This is a genomic window from Candidatus Planktophila versatilis (assembly GCF_002288265.1).
Taxonomy (GTDB): domain Bacteria; phylum Actinomycetota; class Actinomycetes; order Nanopelagicales; family Nanopelagicaceae; genus Planktophila; species Planktophila versatilis.
Genome location: NZ_CP016778.1, coordinates 1,034,103 through 1,049,334 on the forward strand (window position 1 = coordinate 1,034,103; position 15,232 = coordinate 1,049,334).

A 15,232-nucleotide genomic window follows, 5' to 3' on the forward strand; every position below is an offset into this window, starting at 1 on the left:
TTATCCTAATTACTAGCGCTTGATTTTCTTAGAAATAACTGCCTGCATAATCACGGATAAAATGATTACTAGCCCAAAGAATACTTGGGTGTAAAAGGCGTTGATTCCAGAGGCAACAATTCCGGCATTGATAGCTCCGATAATGAATGAGCCAACAAATGTGCCAGTGACGGTTCCGATGCCACCGAATACAGAGGTGCCACCCAAGAACACTGATGCAATTGAGTTCATCAGAAGTCCTTCGCCTAGTGTTGGCCAGAAGTATGAAACCTCAAAGGATGCGACTAAGCCGGCAAAGGCCGCGAAGAATCCCATGATTGCAAAGGTACGTCTCTTCACTTGGTTGACATTCACACCCATCAATTGGGCAGATGTTTTATTGTCGCCAGTTAAGAAAACATGCGCACCAAATTGAGTTCTATTGAGTACAAACCACAAAATGATTGTGGCTAGGACTGCCCACCAAAATTGATTTGCGATACCGAAAAAGGATCTACCTACAAGAAGGTTAGAGACGCCGGCTAGCTCCTTATCTGTAAGGCCAACTCCGGAGCCGTTCATCCAAGCAAGTTCGATTCCGCGGAATAGAAATCCAGTACCAATAGTGATTACAAGTGACGGAATAGCAAAGTAAGTTACTAGCCAGCCATTGAAGTATCCAGAGAGAGTTCCGGCAATCAGTGCCCCTGCAAAGCCCAGCCAAATATTTCCCGTTCCTTGGTAAATTTTGGCAAATGTTGCTGTGGAGAGCGCCATCACGGCAGGGAAAGAAAGATCAATCTCTCCGGTAATAACAATAAGTGTTAGTGGAATTGCCATCAGGGCAAAGAGTGGAGTACTCGAAGCGAAGGCCAAATAAATATCTTTAGAAGTAAATGCTTCGGAGGCTGTGACCACAAAAACGAGCCACATCGCAATTCCAACTCCCCAGATACCAAATTGCATTCCAAATCTGCGCCAAAATGATGGCGGACGGGCTGCGTTGTTCTTTACCTTTGAATCAGTTCTTTCGCTCATAATCTCATTACTCCTTTATTGACCCGGTGCGAGCAACTCGATACATGCTCTCGATTAACTCATCCATTGTAATTTCACTCTTTTTATAGTTGCCGGCCACTTTGCCGCGATCGAGCACAATCATCCGGTCAACAGCCGGGTAGATATGGAAAATGTTGTGGTCAATAAAGATTGCCGAACGACCAGATTTCTTGATGTTTTGAACAAAATCTAGCGTCTTCTTAGTTTCTGATAGAGACAAGCCTACTGTTGGCTCATCCAAAATCACGAGCTCGGCATCAAAATAAAGGGCTCTTGTGATTGCCACTCCTTGTTTTTCACCGCCGGACATAGTTAAGACTGCATTATCAGGATGCACTGCCGTTGATGTGAAACCCATGTGTTCGCTCATGAGGCGGGTTGCTTCGCTTCTCATTTTCTTAACGTCTAATCGACCAAATTTAGTTTTAATCTCTCTACCCATGAACATATTGCGCCAGATAGGTTGTAGTTCACAGAGTGCGCGCTCTTGGTAGATTGTTTCAATTCCCAGGTCACGGGCCTTAGCCACGCTCCAGTCGGTTATCTTCTCGCCCTTAAACCAAATCTCGCCGCCTTCATCTGGCTTGTGGAAACCCATAATTGTCTTAACTAGGGTTGATTTGCCAGCGCCATTATCGCCAAGTAGGCCAACAATCTCGCCAGGATAAATTTCTAGATCAACTCCAGATAGAGAGCGAACCTCGCCAAATGTTTTTGAAACATTTTTCAATTGAATTACTGGTGCACTACCGGACATATGTCTGAACCCCTTCGAAAAGGTGTGTCGGTTGGGAATTACCTTCCCAACCGACACACACTAATTTATCAGCTATTTATTAGCGGATTTCTACCTTTGCAAGTGGTGCTACGACTGCAACGTTTGACTTATCAACGAATCCACCAGCTGTATTCACATCAAGACCTGAGAAACCAAACTTCTTGGTTAGACAGATTTGAAGGATTGGTAGATATCCCTGTAAGAACGGTTGCTGATCGATTACGAGTTGTAGGAAGCCACTCTCGATAGCAGTTGTTGTTGCAGGAGATACGTCGAATCCACCGAAGTAGACAGATCCTGCCTTCAAGTTTGCTGCCTTCATATATGTTGCTGCAGTAGCAGTTAAGCCACCGTGATCAGTAACAACAGCCTTCACATTAGGGTTCTTTGCCATGATTCCAGCAAATGTTGGACCGCCTGATGCAGGTGTTGTGTTGGTAGCTTGATCGATTTCCTGATAGATAACTTTAACCTTCAGTTTTTCGAAGCCATCAATTACACCAACTGTACGTTGACCGCGATCTCCGCCTTGACCCTTGAGGCCCCAAACGAATGCTGAGTCGCCAGCAGCAAGTTTTCCACGCTTAACCATTTCTGATGCTAGATCTACTCCAGCTTTGTAGTTAACCGCACCGACATAGCCAAATCCCTGTGTTGAATACTGGGCTTGTAGATCTGTAAGTGATGTGTTCAATGTTGTGACGATGATGCCTTTCTTGAAAGACTCCTCGACTAGTGGCTTAGCAGCTTCTGGTCCCATGAAGCCGTACATTGCAATGCCGTTTGGCTTAGTTGCAATAGCTTCTTTCCACTGGGTTACCATTTTTGCAGGATCCCAATCTGAGAAGTAGTACTTCACTGTTGGGCCTAGATCTCTTTGAGCTTGGCGATAACCGTTATAAACGTTATTTGCAAAGACACCACCTTGTGGACCACCAGGGAATGCGGCGATCTTTACACCTTTGCACCACTGGCCTGTTGCTGCTGCGTTTGCAGATGTTGCACTATTAAACGCAACAAGTGAAGAAGCTGCAAAGACAAGTGCAACAAAGCCAACTTTAGCTTTCTTGATTGACATTTATTCCTCCTAGAGTTTGAATCGTGAATCGACCCGCCCCTTTTATACTTCATACTTAATGGAGAAACAAGGGGTTTGCATCACGGCTGAGTAACGATTAGATAACTCCGCATAAAGCATCTTTAGGGCACTTCTGAGCGCACATTAATTGAGACTTATCGCTAAGAAAAAAAGAATGAATACCGCACCCCACTAGACAAACTCTTAGACCCTCCTGTAGGGCTTGCCTAGTACTCCTTACGGTTAATACGTTGCGCGCCCGCCTGAGATATCAAAGGTGAATCCTGTGGTGAAGGAACAAGCTGGTGATGCCATAAAGGCAATCATCTCAGCGACTTCTTCTGACTCCCCGATTCGACCCATCGGGATTCGAGAGATCATATATTTCATCGTATCTTCGGTTGTATTCTCGTTTATCGCTGTGCGAATTACCGCTGGGGCCAATGAGTTAATTACTACGCCAGATGCGGCAGCTTCCTTTGCTACACCTTTTACATAGCCAATTAATCCAGCCTTTGCAGTGTTATATGGCGACATTCCAGGGTTGCCTTCTTTGCCTGCAATAGAAACTACTTGCACAATGCGCCCATACTTGCGCTCTTTCATCAGTGGCATCACTGCTTGCGTAATCCAAATCGCACCAAAGAGATCGATTGTTAGTGGCTTGAGGAATTGTTCCCAGGTTATATCTTCTGTCTGCATTCCCGTTGGTCCCGTAATTCCACCGGCATTCACCACTGAATCAATTCGGCCGTGCTCTTTCTCAATAGCTTTAATCCTTTGACGTACATTTTCCTCAGAACCCAAATCAAAGATGTGATAAGCGGCGCTGGCGCCACTACTTTTTATCTCATCCACAACAGATTTCAAGCCAGTTTCGTTGACATCGAGTGCAATGACATGAGCACCACGGCGAGCAAGCAGAATAGCCGATGCTCGCCCGATGCCACTGGCAGCGCCAGTAACTACCGAGATCTGCCCAGCGAGTGATGTGAGGTCTTCGGTCATGATGAGCCCTTCGGTTTGGCGTAAAAAGTTTCATTCACCTATTGAGTATTTACGGCAATTTACACTAACTTGAATACAGTAGAAACCTTTTTGAGCGCTTATTTTAAGGGGCTGGCAGATGTCGACTAAAATCTCAGTGGAAGTCTTTGACGAGCGAAAATGCCTTCTCGGTGAAGGCCCTACATCTTCAGGACCAGGAAACAACCACGTGATGTGGGTCAATATTCTTGAGAACCAAGTCATGTGGCGCAACCTCGAAACTGGGATTGCAGGCGGCTACGACACCTCAGAGCATGTCTCCTTCGCTATTCCTCGCACGCATGGTGGTGAAGTTTTAGGAACTGTCAGTGGGCCGGTATTGCGAGGTCCGGACGGAAAAATTCACCAGCTACCAACACGATCAACTGTCGTAGGCGATGTAGATACAACTCCTACTCGCTGGAATGATGCAAAAGTTTCTCGCAACGGTGACCTGTGGCTTGGCACAATGGCTTATGACGTGGAGCCTCATGCAGGTGCGCTATATCGATACACGCCTAATAGTTCTTTTCTAGAGCGCATTGTTAGTGATATAACAATCAGCAATGGAATGGATTGGTCATTTAAAAATGACGCATTCTTCTACATCGATACCATGGCGCTGAGTATCGATCGATTTGATGTGGCTGCTGATGGTCGAACAATTTCCAACCGAAGAGCGATGTGGAAAGTCCCCGAAGGAGACCCGGCTCTTCCTGATGGCATGGCGATAGATGAGCAAGACGGCCTTTGGGTTGCATTCTGGGGTGGCTCTGTTGTGCGACGCTTCGATAAAGATTTCAGAATTACCGCTGAAATTAATATTCCTGCTCCTTTTGTCACGAGCTGTGTATTTGCCGGTCCTAATTTAGATACTTTGATAATCACAACCGCACATAATGGCCAAGCAGATGCCGTGCCACAGTCCGGTATGACCTTTATCTGCAAGCCCGGTGTCAAAGGGGTTGCGACCAACCTCTTCCCTATGTAAGTCCAGGGGTGGTTACACTTACGCTTAACTTTTATTCACTGCGGAAATAGATTTTCGCCTCCACAGATTGGGCTACACCTATGGCTAACTGGCCTTCAACTCGAGATCCAAAAGGACCGATGAAGAAGTCAATTTCACTTCTTAAGAACCAAGGTGTGCAGAGCCAAGATGCAGATGCAATTCCCGAATCTGCAAAGCGATTTAAAGATGGCAGTCGTTGGAAAATTGAGATTCCATCTGTCGAAGGTCCAGCAGCCTTCAAGGTTGTTCTTGAAGAAGCAAAGAAACGTAAACTAAAGATTGATCGCATCTCCCAAGGTTCCGGCATCATGATGCAAACTGATGATGAAATCGCAGAGATGGTGGCAATAGGCAAGAAAGAAAAGATTGAGGTCTGTCTCTTTGTTGGCCCGCGCGCTGCATGGGATATCGGAAAGCAACCTGTCTCATCCGCTGGCGGAGTAGCCGCGCCTACTCTTCGTGGTGCTGATCAACTTCGTTATGCAGTTGAAGATGTGCTCCATGGTGCAAGCCTTGGACTTCGCTCCGTTCTTGTCGGAGATCTAGGACTACTTGCCGTTCTGGGTGAAGCGAAGAAGAAGGGCGATTTGCCGAAAGATTTCATTTTGAAAACCTCGGTCGCGCTGCCTTGCACTAATCCAGCTACGGCAAAGATTTTGGAAGAGCTAGGTGCATCAACTCTTAATCTTGCAACAGATCTATCGCTGCAACAGATTGCTGCAATTCGTGCCCAGGTAGATGTTCCACTCGATGTTTACGTTGAGGGTCCCGATGATTTCGGTGGGGCTGTTCGTCACTATGAAGTTCCAGACTTAGTACGAGTTGCCGCCCCTGTTTATCTGAAATTTACGGTGCGCAACTCTCCTGGCCTCTATCCATCCGGCGGCCATATCCAAGGTCTCGTTGAATCAACAGCGCGCGAACGTGTTCGTAGAGCGTCAATTGGTCACTCCATGCTTACGCGCTATGACTACAAGGGTTAATTTGTGGCAACAAATAACGTTCTAATCTTTGGTGCAACGGGTGCCCTAGGTGGCGCTATCCATGCTCGATTTGTGAAAGCCGATTGGAACGTTTACTGCGCGGTGCGTTCACCATCAACACTTGCCCACTCTTTTCTCTTGCCAATAACCAAGGACCATCTTCCGGCTGAGATTGCAGATGTTGAATTCGATGCCGTTATTTTTGCGCAAGGAACGAACACAAATGACAGTGTGATAAGCGGTCAGACTCAAGAGCTGCTACGTGTATTCGAAGGTAACGTGGTCGCAATCACCGAGGCAACAGCTGGGTTGATGCACCACGATAAAATCAAACGAGGTGCGCGAATAGTTATCTTAAGTTCGCTGTGGGAGCTATCTACTCGCCAAGATAAAATGTCTTACACCGTCTCTAAAGCCGCGGTAGGCGGACTAGTAAGATCAATGGCGGTAGATCTTGGTCGTGCAAAAGGAATTCTTGTTAACGGAATTCTCCCCGGGATCGTAAAAACACCAATGGCGGAGAAATTGCTTACAGCTGCACAGATAGCGAATGTGGAAAATGCAACCCCAGGTGGAAGATTGGTTACTCCGGAAGATGTTGGAAATAGCGCTTACTTATTAGCCAGCGAATCAAATACGGCGATTTCAGGACAAAGCATCTTCGTAGATAATGCATTCTCGGTTTCGAGAGTTATTTAAGTAATGAGTGTTGAACTTCTCACTGAAGATACGGTAGTTGCATATCTTCAAGCTAGAGGGGTCATTTCTGACACTGAGAAAGCAACAGTTGAAATCCTGACTGGTGGCGTTTCCAATGTAGTTCTTGCTGTTCAGACTCCATCGAAAGACTTGGTATTAAAGCAGGCACTTGCCGAGTTAAAGGTGGCAACAAAATGGGAGGCAGATCAACGCCGGGCCATTGTTGAGGCCCATGCAATCGAGACTTTTCACGCTCTCTCCCCACAACAAGTGCCAGCGCTTGTTGATTACGATCCTGACTTATTCACCCTCGTACTCGAGCGAGTTCCACATTCTGCAACGGTCTGGAAGTCAGATTTACTTCAAGGGGTTATCTATCCAGAGATAGGGGCAAAACTTGGCCACACGCTAGCTACGTGGCATAACTTTGGGCGTAGCTCCGAAGAATCAAGAAAGAAATTCTCGGAAGATTTACTCTTTGAACAACTTCGCATTACTCCCTTTTATGGCACCGTTGCTGGTAAGAATCCGCCGCTGTCTCCAAGAATTATGAGCTTGGTCAAGGAGTTAAAGAGTGAAAAAACGACGCTAGTTCATGGCGACTTTTCACCGAAGAACATAATGATCAGTGAAGATCAAGATATATACATTCTAGATTTTGAGGTGACGCATACTGGTAATCCAGTATTTGATTTAGCTTTTCTCACTGCCCACTTACTCTGTAAATTTCATCGAGAGCAAGATTCTCATAACCGAGGACTCCTTCGTCAAACAGCGCAGGATTTCCTTAAGGCATACGATGCCGAGAGCGAAATTACACATGCACCCTCTCTTGCTTGGCACACCGCACTCATCGCACTTGCCCGAGTTGAGGGAACTTCACTAGTAAATTACTTAGATGAATCAGCTCAAATCGGGCTGACCAAGCTATGCAAGGGTGCCCTCTCTGAGACAGCTCCCATGAATTTACTAGAACTATTTAACGGGGAATCTCAATGAAGATCACAAGAGTTCAGGCATTCCAAGTCCTTGATTCCCGGGGTCGCCCGACAGTGGCTGCAGCGATCACCCTTGCTGACACATCTGTTCATACCGCTCGAGTTCCATCAGGTGCCTCGACAGGTGCTCATGAAGCTCTTGAATTACGAGATGCCGGCACTGCTCTTGCCGAGAAGTTCTATGGTGGTAAGTCAGTATTTACCGCAGTTGCAAATATAAATACAAAAATTGCACCAGCACTTGTTGGTAAAGAAGTTGCCCTCCACACCATTGACAATCAAATAAGGGAAATTGATCCGAGTACCAGCCGTAAGGGGTTAGGAGCAAACGCCACGCTTGCAGTCTCACTTGCTGGCGCAAAAGCGGAGGCACATAGTAAGAACCAATCACTGGCTCGTTTTTTCACCCCCACCGGCAATCTCCTACTTCCAATGCCGATGGTTAATATTCTCTCGGGTGGTGCTCATGCCAACCGCACATTGGATATTCAAGATGTACTTGTACTTCCACATGGTGCAACATCTTTCTCAGAAGCCCTTTCCTGGATTGTTGCAATACGAGAGCTTGCTGCGGTTCGAGGCAAGGATAAAGGCCTAGTTACTCACCTAGTTGCAGATGAAGGTGGCCTCGGAATTCCATTTGATTCGATAGAGGATGCCTGCTCTTTTGTGGTCTCATGTATTGAGGAGATTGGCCTAAAGCCAGCTGTCGATGTCTCCCTTGCGCTAGATATTGCATCCACACAATTCTTTGAAAATGGTCAGTATCAACTTCATAATGCAAAGCAGAGTTACACATCAGCAGAATTTGTAGATTTCATCACCAATCTTGTGAAGAACCAACCCATCATCTCGATTGAAGATCCTTTCGCTGAAGATGACTGGGATTCATGGAAAAATTTTGCATCAGTTGCACCGCCACATTTGCAATTACTTGGTGATGATTTGTTTACAACGAGCCAGTCGCGACTTGAGCGTGGGATTGCGGAGAAGAGTGCAAACGCAATTCTTATCAAGCCGAATCAGAATGGGCTGGTCTCTGACACTCTTCGCGTCCTCGAAAGCGCCCATGGGGCGGGCTTTAAGACTGTTTTTTCCGCTCGCTCTGGTGAAACTGAAGATAGTTGGCTGGCAGATTTAGCAACAGGTTCGAAGGCGCAGCAAATTAAAGTGGGCTCAACCCATGGCTCAGAACGCACTGCAAAATGGAACCGCTTACTTGAGTTAGAAGCTACGGAAGAGACGAGCTTCGCTCAACCATTCTAAGTAATGCGATTTAGTTAGTGAGAGTGACGCGGAATTCCCGATCCACTTCCACCTACCAGGAAGTCAAAGTCTGCACCTAAATGTGCCTGCTGAACATGTTGCACATAAAGCCGTGACCAACCACGATCGGGAAGCGGATTTGGATTACTCCACTTGGCTCGGCGCTCGGCCAGCACTTCTTCGCTCACATGTAGCGTAAGTGATCGATTCGCAACATCGAGTTCAATCTCATCGCCGTTTTCAACCAGCGCAAGTGGGCCACCTGCGGCACCTTCTGGAGAAACATGAAGTACAACTGTTCCATAGGCAGTTCCGCTCATGCGAGCATCAGAGACGCGCACCATGTCGGTAATACCCATCTCAAGAATCTTCTTAGGTAGGGGCATGTTTCCAACTTCTGGAAAACCTGGATATCCCATTGGTCCAGCGTTGCGAAGAACTAGCACGGTATCTGGAGTGACATCTAAATCTGGATCATCAGCTACTTCTAAATACTCTTCGATGCGATCAAAAACCATTGCCACACCACGATGTTGCAAGAGCGAAGGAGTAGCTGCCGAAATTTTTAGAACAGCGCCATTTGGTGCCAGCGAGCCACGTACGACAACGATGCCCGATCCCGCTTTCTGGAACGGCTTGGCCATTGGAGTAATGACATCGTCATTCCATGATTTAGCGTTCGCAATATTTTCTGCAACAGTTTTTCCAGAAACAGTGATGTGATCTGTATGGAGCAAGCTTTCAATTTCCTTCATAACCACAGGAAGGCCGCCTGCATCAAAGAACTCTTCCATCAAATACTTACCTGATGGCATGAGGTTTAATAGGACTGGAACGTCGCGTGCTAGTCGGTCGAAGTCATCGAGCTCTAGTTTCACGCCAATACGGCCGGCGATTGCAAGGAGGTGAACAACAGCGTTTGTTGAGCCACCAATAGCGGCGTTTACCCGGATCGCATTTTCAAAAGCTTCTCGGGTGAGGACTTTAGAAAGTCGTTGATCTTCATGGACCATCTGAACAATGCGACGGCCAGCTTCATGGGAAGTTGAGTATCTGCGAGCATCAACTGCTGGAATTGCGGCACTTCCTGGCAATTGCACGCCGAGCGCTTCGGTAACACATGCCATTGTGGACGCAGTTCCCATAGTCATACAACTTCCGTTGGAACGAGCTGAGCAGCTCTCCATCGCAAAGAACTCTTCAATTGTCATTTTGCCGGCGCGAAGTTCTTCACTGTATTTCCACACTGCAGTGCCAGAACCAAGAGTCTTTCCTTGATAGCGACCATTAAGCATTGGTCCACCGGTAATCATCAGAGTTGGAAGATCCACACTTGCAGCTCCCATAAGCAATCCGGGAGGTGTCTTATCGCAACCTGCAAGAAGTACAACGCCATCTAAAGGATTGGCACGAATTAATTCTTCGGCCTCCATTGCCAGCAAATTGCGATACAACATAGTTGTTGGGCGCATGATTGGTTCACCCAATGACATGGCAGGAAATTCAAGTGGGAAACCACCAGATTCCCAGACTCCACGCTTAACAGCCTCTGCGACTCGGTTGAGGTGGCCATTGCAAGGATTGAGCTCAGACCAAGTAGACGCAATACCAATGACAGGTTTATTGATGAAGACATCTGGGGCGTAGCCTTGATTGCGTAAGCGTTCGCGATAAATGAATCCGTGTTTGTCCTTTAGCGCAAACCAGTTCTCACTTCTACGAGCAAATACTTCTTCGGACACAATTGCCTCCTGATATTGAGTTCACCAACTAGCGTGACTAGCTACCTGTCTACCTTAAGGTCATGATTCTAATAGCAAATGCATCCCTGAAGATAGGTCCCTCGGCTTGCTCACTTTTGTTATGAGATTCAGGCCATTATTTATGACAAATGAAGGAAAGTTCTACTCAAAGTTTGCAACGTTACGTTATTTAACAACAACTGATTCGATAGCAACCTTTATCTTTGGCGCTCCGATTCCACTTGGATCATTAACGCCTTTGGATGCGATGTATCTCAACACATCAAGGCCTTTTGTAATCTTTCCCCAAATTGAATATGAGGGCCCCAGAGCAGGTGAATCTCCAAATACGAGGAAGAACTGGCTGCCATTTGTGTTTGGCCCAGCGTTTGCCATTGCCACTGTGCCTGCTGGATATGCCAGAGCTTTGCCGATAGGTAAATTCTCATCCCCATACGTAAATCCTGGTCCCCCATTACCTTGCGCAGTTGGATCGCCACATTGCAACATTTCAAAGCCAGATACCGCTTCTCGATGACAGAGACTCTTGTTGTAGTAACCAGCTTTAGCTAGTGCGGTAATTTGAGTAACAGTAAATGGTGCCTTTGCATCGAGTGCTATTACTACATCTCCGCAGTTTGTTTTAAGTGTCATTGACTTGGGAAGAGGCTTAGCAGGCTTCTGTGGCGGAACTGTTTTTAAGGGCGTGTGCGCTTTAGCTGTTGTTGGCTTGCAGACTATTGGCGCAGCACTTGCCTGTTGTACCGAAATGAGTGCACCAGCTAGAACCAATACAGCTACTGCAATCGCACTTACTTTTCTCATTCTCTTTTTTTCCTATTCCCACTCAATGGTGCCGGGTGGCTTACTTGTGACATCTAGGACTACCCGATTTACTTCACGAACTTCATTGGTAATGCGGGTAGAAATTTTCTCGAGCACATCATAGGGAACTCGCGACCAATCGGCTGTCATTGCATCTTCACTTGAAACCGGACGCAGCACGATGGGATGACCATATGTGCGTCCGTCGCCTTGCACGCCAACACTTCGAACATCGGCCAACAGAACTACTGGGCACTGCCAAATCTCACGATCAAGGCCAGCAGCTTTGAGTTCTTGGCGAGCGATGAGATCTGCCTCGCGCAAGATATCTAAACGCTCTTGTGTTACTTCACCAATGATGCGAATGCCAAGGCCTGGCCCAGGAAATGGTTGGCGCCAAATAATCTCTTCCGGTAATCCAAGTTCCAGACCCACCTGACGTACTTCATCTTTAAAGAGAGTGCGCAGCGGTTCTATTAATGCAAACTTTAAATCATCGGGCAGGCCGCCCACATTGTGGTGAGATTTAATATTGGCAGTTCCGGTGCCGCCTCCTGATTCCACAACATCGGGATATAAGGTGCCTTGCACTAAGAATTCAACATCTCCCCCAGCCGCAATATCGCGGGCTGCTGACTCAAATGAGCGAATGAATTCGCGGCCAATAATCTTTCGTTTTGTCTCCGGATCAATCACACCAGCCAGGGCGGAAAGGAACTGCTCCCGCGCATCAACTACAACGAGTTCGATTCCAGTTGCGGTGACAAAATCACGTTGGACTTGTTCAGATTCTCCGCTGCGCAGTAAACCGTGATCGACAAAGACACAGGTGAGTTGGTTTCCGACTGCCTTTTGCACAATTGCTGCGGCAACTGCAGAGTCAACCCCACCAGAGAGGCCACAAATTACTCGCTTTGCGCCAATTGCAGCTTTCGCTTTGGCAACTTCTTCTTCGGCAATGTTTGCAGTAGTCCATGATGGAATGCATCCTGCGATGTTAATAAGCCAATTCTGCAAAATCGCCTGGCCGTGTTCTGAGTGCAGAACTTCTGGATGAAATTGCACGCCAGCTAATTTTCCACTTGCATCCTCAAAGGCGGCAATTGGGGTGTCGGCAGTGGATGCCGAGATGCTAAAGCCACGCGGTACTTCCGAGACGGCGTCGCCATGTGACATCCATACGGATTGTGATGTAGGAAGTCCAGCAAAAATCTTAGAGCCGCCCTTCACATCAAGTGGGGTGCGACCAAACTCTGATTTACCGGTCTGGGCAACTACGCCAGCAAGGGCGGCGGCCATTGTTTGAAACCCATAACAGATTCCAAATACCGGAATACCAAGTGCAAAGATTGCTGGATCAACTTTAGGTGCGTGATCTGCATAGACTGAAGATGGGCCACCCGAGAGAATGATTGCTTCTGGGTTCTTTGCACTTACTTCAGCTGCCGTAATAGATGATGGAACTATCTCGGAATATACCTTTGCTTCCCGCACGCGACGGGCGATGAGCTGTGCATACTGTGCGCCGAAATCGACGACAAGTACTCCGTGCTTATCGGCCATGCTGCATAACGATTTCTACGCGCTGGAATGACTTCACATCTGAGTATCCGCAGGTGGCCATCGCACGACGTAGTGCACCAAATAAATTCATAGAACCATCGGATGCATGTGATGGCCCATTCAAAATTTCTTCCAGTGTTCCCACGGTTCCCACATTCATGCGCTGACCACGAGGAACCTCAGGATGGTATGCCTCAGAACCCCAATGCCAACCAAGACCTGGAGATTCGACAGCCTTGGCAAGTGCTGCGCCCATCATGACCGCATCTGCTCCACATGCAATCGCCTTTGCAATGTTTCCAGATTTTCCAACGGCGCCGTCGGCAATAACATGGACATAACGTCCGCCAGATTCATCGAGGTATTCACGACGAGCTGCTGCAACATCGGCAACTGCTGTTGCCATCGGAACTTCAATACCAAGAACTGTTTGGGTTGTGTGGGCAGCTCCGCCGCCAAAACCAACGAGAACTCCAGCAGCTCCAGCGCGCATGAGGTGTAGTGCGCCAGTTGTTGTTGCAACCCCGCCCACAATCACTGGCACATCGAGTTCATAGATAAATTTCTTCAAGTTCAGTGCTTCATTTTCGGCGGCAACATGCTCGGCAGACACTGTGGTTCCACGAATAACAAAGATATCCACACCTGCATCAATCACCGCCTTGTGAAGTTGGGCGGTGCGCTGTGGTGAAAGTGATGCCGCAACAGTGACACCTGAATCGCGAATCTGCTTAATACGTTCTTTGATCAGTTCAGGCCGGATAGGTGCGGAATAAATCTCTTGCATGCGACGTGTTGCATGCTGATCTGGCATCGATGCGATTTCACCGAGTGGAATACGTGGATCCTCATAACGAGTCCACAACCCCTCAAGGTTAAGTACTCCTAGACCGCCCAGTTTTCCTATCGCAATCGCAGTCTCTGGTGAGACCACTGAATCCATAGGTGCTGCAATCAGTGGTAGATCAAACTTATAGGCATCTATCTGCCAGGTAGTGGAAACATCTTCCGGGGTACGAGTACGACGACTTGGCACAATGGCAATATCGTCAAATGAATAGGCGTGACGGGCTCTTTTTCCGGGTGCGATTTCGTAATCCATAGCTATTTCTTCTTGCTGTAGTTGGGGGCATCGGCCACATGCAGAACATCATGTGGGTGGCTCTCTTGTAAGCCAGCTGCAGTAATTTGAATGAGGCGACCTTCACGTCGCAGCGTTTCGATATCGGGTGCACCGGCATAACCCATGCCGCTACGAAGTCCGCCAACAAGTTGGTGAACAACATCGGCCACGGGGCCGCGATAGGTAACTTTTCCTTCAATGCCTTCGGGGACAAGTTTGTCTTCAGAAAGAACATCATCTTGCATATATCTATCTTTCGAATATGACTTCTGTTCACCGCGAGATTGCATGGCACCGAGGGAACCCATACCGCGGTATGCCTTGTATGTGCGCCCATCAATTTCCACGAGTTCGCCAGGAGATTCTTCGCACCCAGCAAGTAATGAACCGAGCATCACAGAGTGTGCACCAGCAACAATTGCTTTAACGATGTCACCTGAATATTGAAGTCCACCGTCTGCAATGAGTGGGATGCCAGCCTTGTTACATGCTTTCGCTGCTTCAATAATCGCAGTCACTTGCGGAACACCCACACCTGCAACAACGCGGGTTGTGCAAATTGATCCGGGACCAACGCCTACTTTGACGGCATCGGCGCCAGCGTTGATCAGCGCCTGGGCACCGGCGCGAGTTGCCACATTGCCACCGATGATTTCAATGGTGGAAGAAAACTTCTTTATTCGCGCAATTGCATCGAGTACGGCGCGGTGATGTCCATGAGCTGTGTCTACGACAACAACATCCACCCCGGCTTCAATGAGTGCTTGTGCGCGTGCAAATCCATCATCGCCCACACCAACTGCTGCCCCAGCAAGACCAACGTTTTTTACTAACTTCACATGCGTGACTTGCTCATCGATCGGCAAGTTACGGTGAATAATCCCAATTCCACCAGCTTTAGCCATTGCTATTGCCATCGTGGATTCAGTCACGGTATCCATGGCAGATGAAACTAGTGGCACGGCCAAAGTGATGTTTCGAGTTAGGCGAGTGGAGGTATCTACTTCAGAGGGAACAACATCGGATGCATCAGGTAAAAGCAGGACATCGTCATAGGTCAGCCCGAGCATCGCGACTTTGTCGTTATCGCCGCTCATGAGC

The 15,232-nt window shown here is 47.7% G+C and carries 14 protein-coding genes; 5 read left to right on the plus strand and 9 right to left on the minus strand.

Annotated features, from left to right (window positions below):
- Window positions 1-12 precede the first annotated feature (12 nt).
- The 4 genes from A1sIIB76_RS05285 to A1sIIB76_RS05300 all read right to left on the minus strand — a co-directional run bounded on the left by A1sIIB76_RS05285 (window position 13) and on the right by A1sIIB76_RS05300 (window position 3,902).
- Window positions 13-1,017: an ABC transporter permease gene (locus A1sIIB76_RS05285; protein ID WP_095697157.1), complete on the minus strand. Its 1,005-nt coding sequence runs from the start codon at window positions 1,015-1,017 to the stop codon at window positions 13-15.
- Between the two features lie 7 nt (window positions 1,018-1,024).
- Window positions 1,025-1,795, minus strand: coding sequence for an ATP-binding cassette domain-containing protein (locus tag A1sIIB76_RS05290; RefSeq protein WP_095675168.1), 771 nt, complete (start codon window positions 1,793-1,795; stop codon window positions 1,025-1,027).
- Window positions 1,796-1,874: 79 nt separating this feature from the next.
- Window positions 1,875-2,894, minus strand: a complete 1,020-nt coding sequence (locus tag A1sIIB76_RS05295) for a sugar ABC transporter substrate-binding protein (protein WP_095697158.1) — start codon at window positions 2,892-2,894, stop codon at window positions 1,875-1,877.
- Between the two features lie 243 nt (window positions 2,895-3,137).
- Window positions 3,138-3,902, minus strand: coding sequence for an SDR family NAD(P)-dependent oxidoreductase (locus tag A1sIIB76_RS05300; protein WP_095697159.1), 765 nt, complete (start codon window positions 3,900-3,902; stop codon window positions 3,138-3,140).
- A gap of 118 nt (window positions 3,903-4,020) precedes the next feature.
- On the opposite strand from A1sIIB76_RS05300, the gene A1sIIB76_RS05305 reads away from it, so the two are divergent.
- The 5 genes from A1sIIB76_RS05305 to eno all read left to right on the plus strand — a co-directional run bounded on the left by A1sIIB76_RS05305 (window position 4,021) and on the right by eno (window position 8,878).
- Window positions 4,021-4,911, plus strand: a complete 891-nt coding sequence (locus tag A1sIIB76_RS05305; protein WP_095697160.1) for an SMP-30/gluconolactonase/LRE family protein — start codon at window positions 4,021-4,023, stop codon at window positions 4,909-4,911.
- Between the two features lie 80 nt (window positions 4,912-4,991).
- Window positions 4,992-5,915, plus strand: coding sequence for a U32 family peptidase (locus A1sIIB76_RS05310; protein ID WP_095675171.1), 924 nt, complete (start codon window positions 4,992-4,994; stop codon window positions 5,913-5,915).
- Between the two features lie 3 nt (window positions 5,916-5,918).
- Window positions 5,919-6,614, plus strand: coding sequence for an SDR family oxidoreductase (locus tag A1sIIB76_RS05315; protein ID WP_095697161.1), 696 nt, complete (start codon window positions 5,919-5,921; stop codon window positions 6,612-6,614).
- 3 nt (window positions 6,615-6,617) lie between these two features.
- Window positions 6,618-7,613 (plus strand): phosphotransferase, encoded by a 996-nt coding sequence (locus A1sIIB76_RS05320; RefSeq protein WP_095697162.1) that lies wholly within the window; start codon window positions 6,618-6,620, stop codon window positions 7,611-7,613.
- On the plus strand, window positions 7,610-8,878 hold the full coding sequence (gene eno / locus A1sIIB76_RS05325; protein WP_095697163.1) for a phosphopyruvate hydratase: 1,269 nt from the start codon (window positions 7,610-7,612) through the stop codon (window positions 8,876-8,878). Before A1sIIB76_RS05320 ends, eno begins: the two co-directional genes overlap by 4 nt.
- Before the next feature lie 14 nt (window positions 8,879-8,892).
- Here eno and A1sIIB76_RS05330 read toward each other — a convergent pair whose 3' ends face one another.
- From A1sIIB76_RS05330 to guaB, 5 genes are all read right to left on the minus strand, one after another.
- The gene (locus A1sIIB76_RS05330; RefSeq protein WP_095697164.1) at window positions 8,893-10,620 is read right to left on the minus strand and encodes an IlvD/Edd family dehydratase; all 1,728 of its coding nucleotides are present in this window, start codon (window positions 10,618-10,620) and stop codon (window positions 8,893-8,895) included.
- Between the two features lie 186 nt (window positions 10,621-10,806).
- Window positions 10,807-11,445, minus strand: coding sequence for a peptidylprolyl isomerase (locus A1sIIB76_RS05335; protein WP_095697165.1), 639 nt, complete (start codon window positions 11,443-11,445; stop codon window positions 10,807-10,809).
- A 12-nt stretch (window positions 11,446-11,457) separates the two neighbouring features.
- On the minus strand, window positions 11,458-13,008 hold the full coding sequence (guaA, locus tag A1sIIB76_RS05340; RefSeq protein ID WP_095697166.1) for a glutamine-hydrolyzing GMP synthase: 1,551 nt from the start codon (window positions 13,006-13,008) through the stop codon (window positions 11,458-11,460).
- A complete protein-coding gene (locus tag A1sIIB76_RS05345) occupies window positions 12,998-14,110 on the minus strand; it encodes a GuaB3 family IMP dehydrogenase-related protein (RefSeq protein ID WP_095697167.1) in 1,113 nt (370 codons plus the stop codon). The genes guaA and A1sIIB76_RS05345 overlap by 11 nt, the downstream gene beginning before the upstream one ends.
- Window positions 14,111-14,112: 2 nt before the next feature.
- The gene (gene guaB, locus A1sIIB76_RS05350; protein WP_095697168.1) at window positions 14,113-15,228 is read right to left on the minus strand and encodes an IMP dehydrogenase; all 1,116 of its coding nucleotides are present in this window, start codon (window positions 15,226-15,228) and stop codon (window positions 14,113-14,115) included.
- Between the last annotated feature and the right edge of the window lie 4 nt (window positions 15,229-15,232).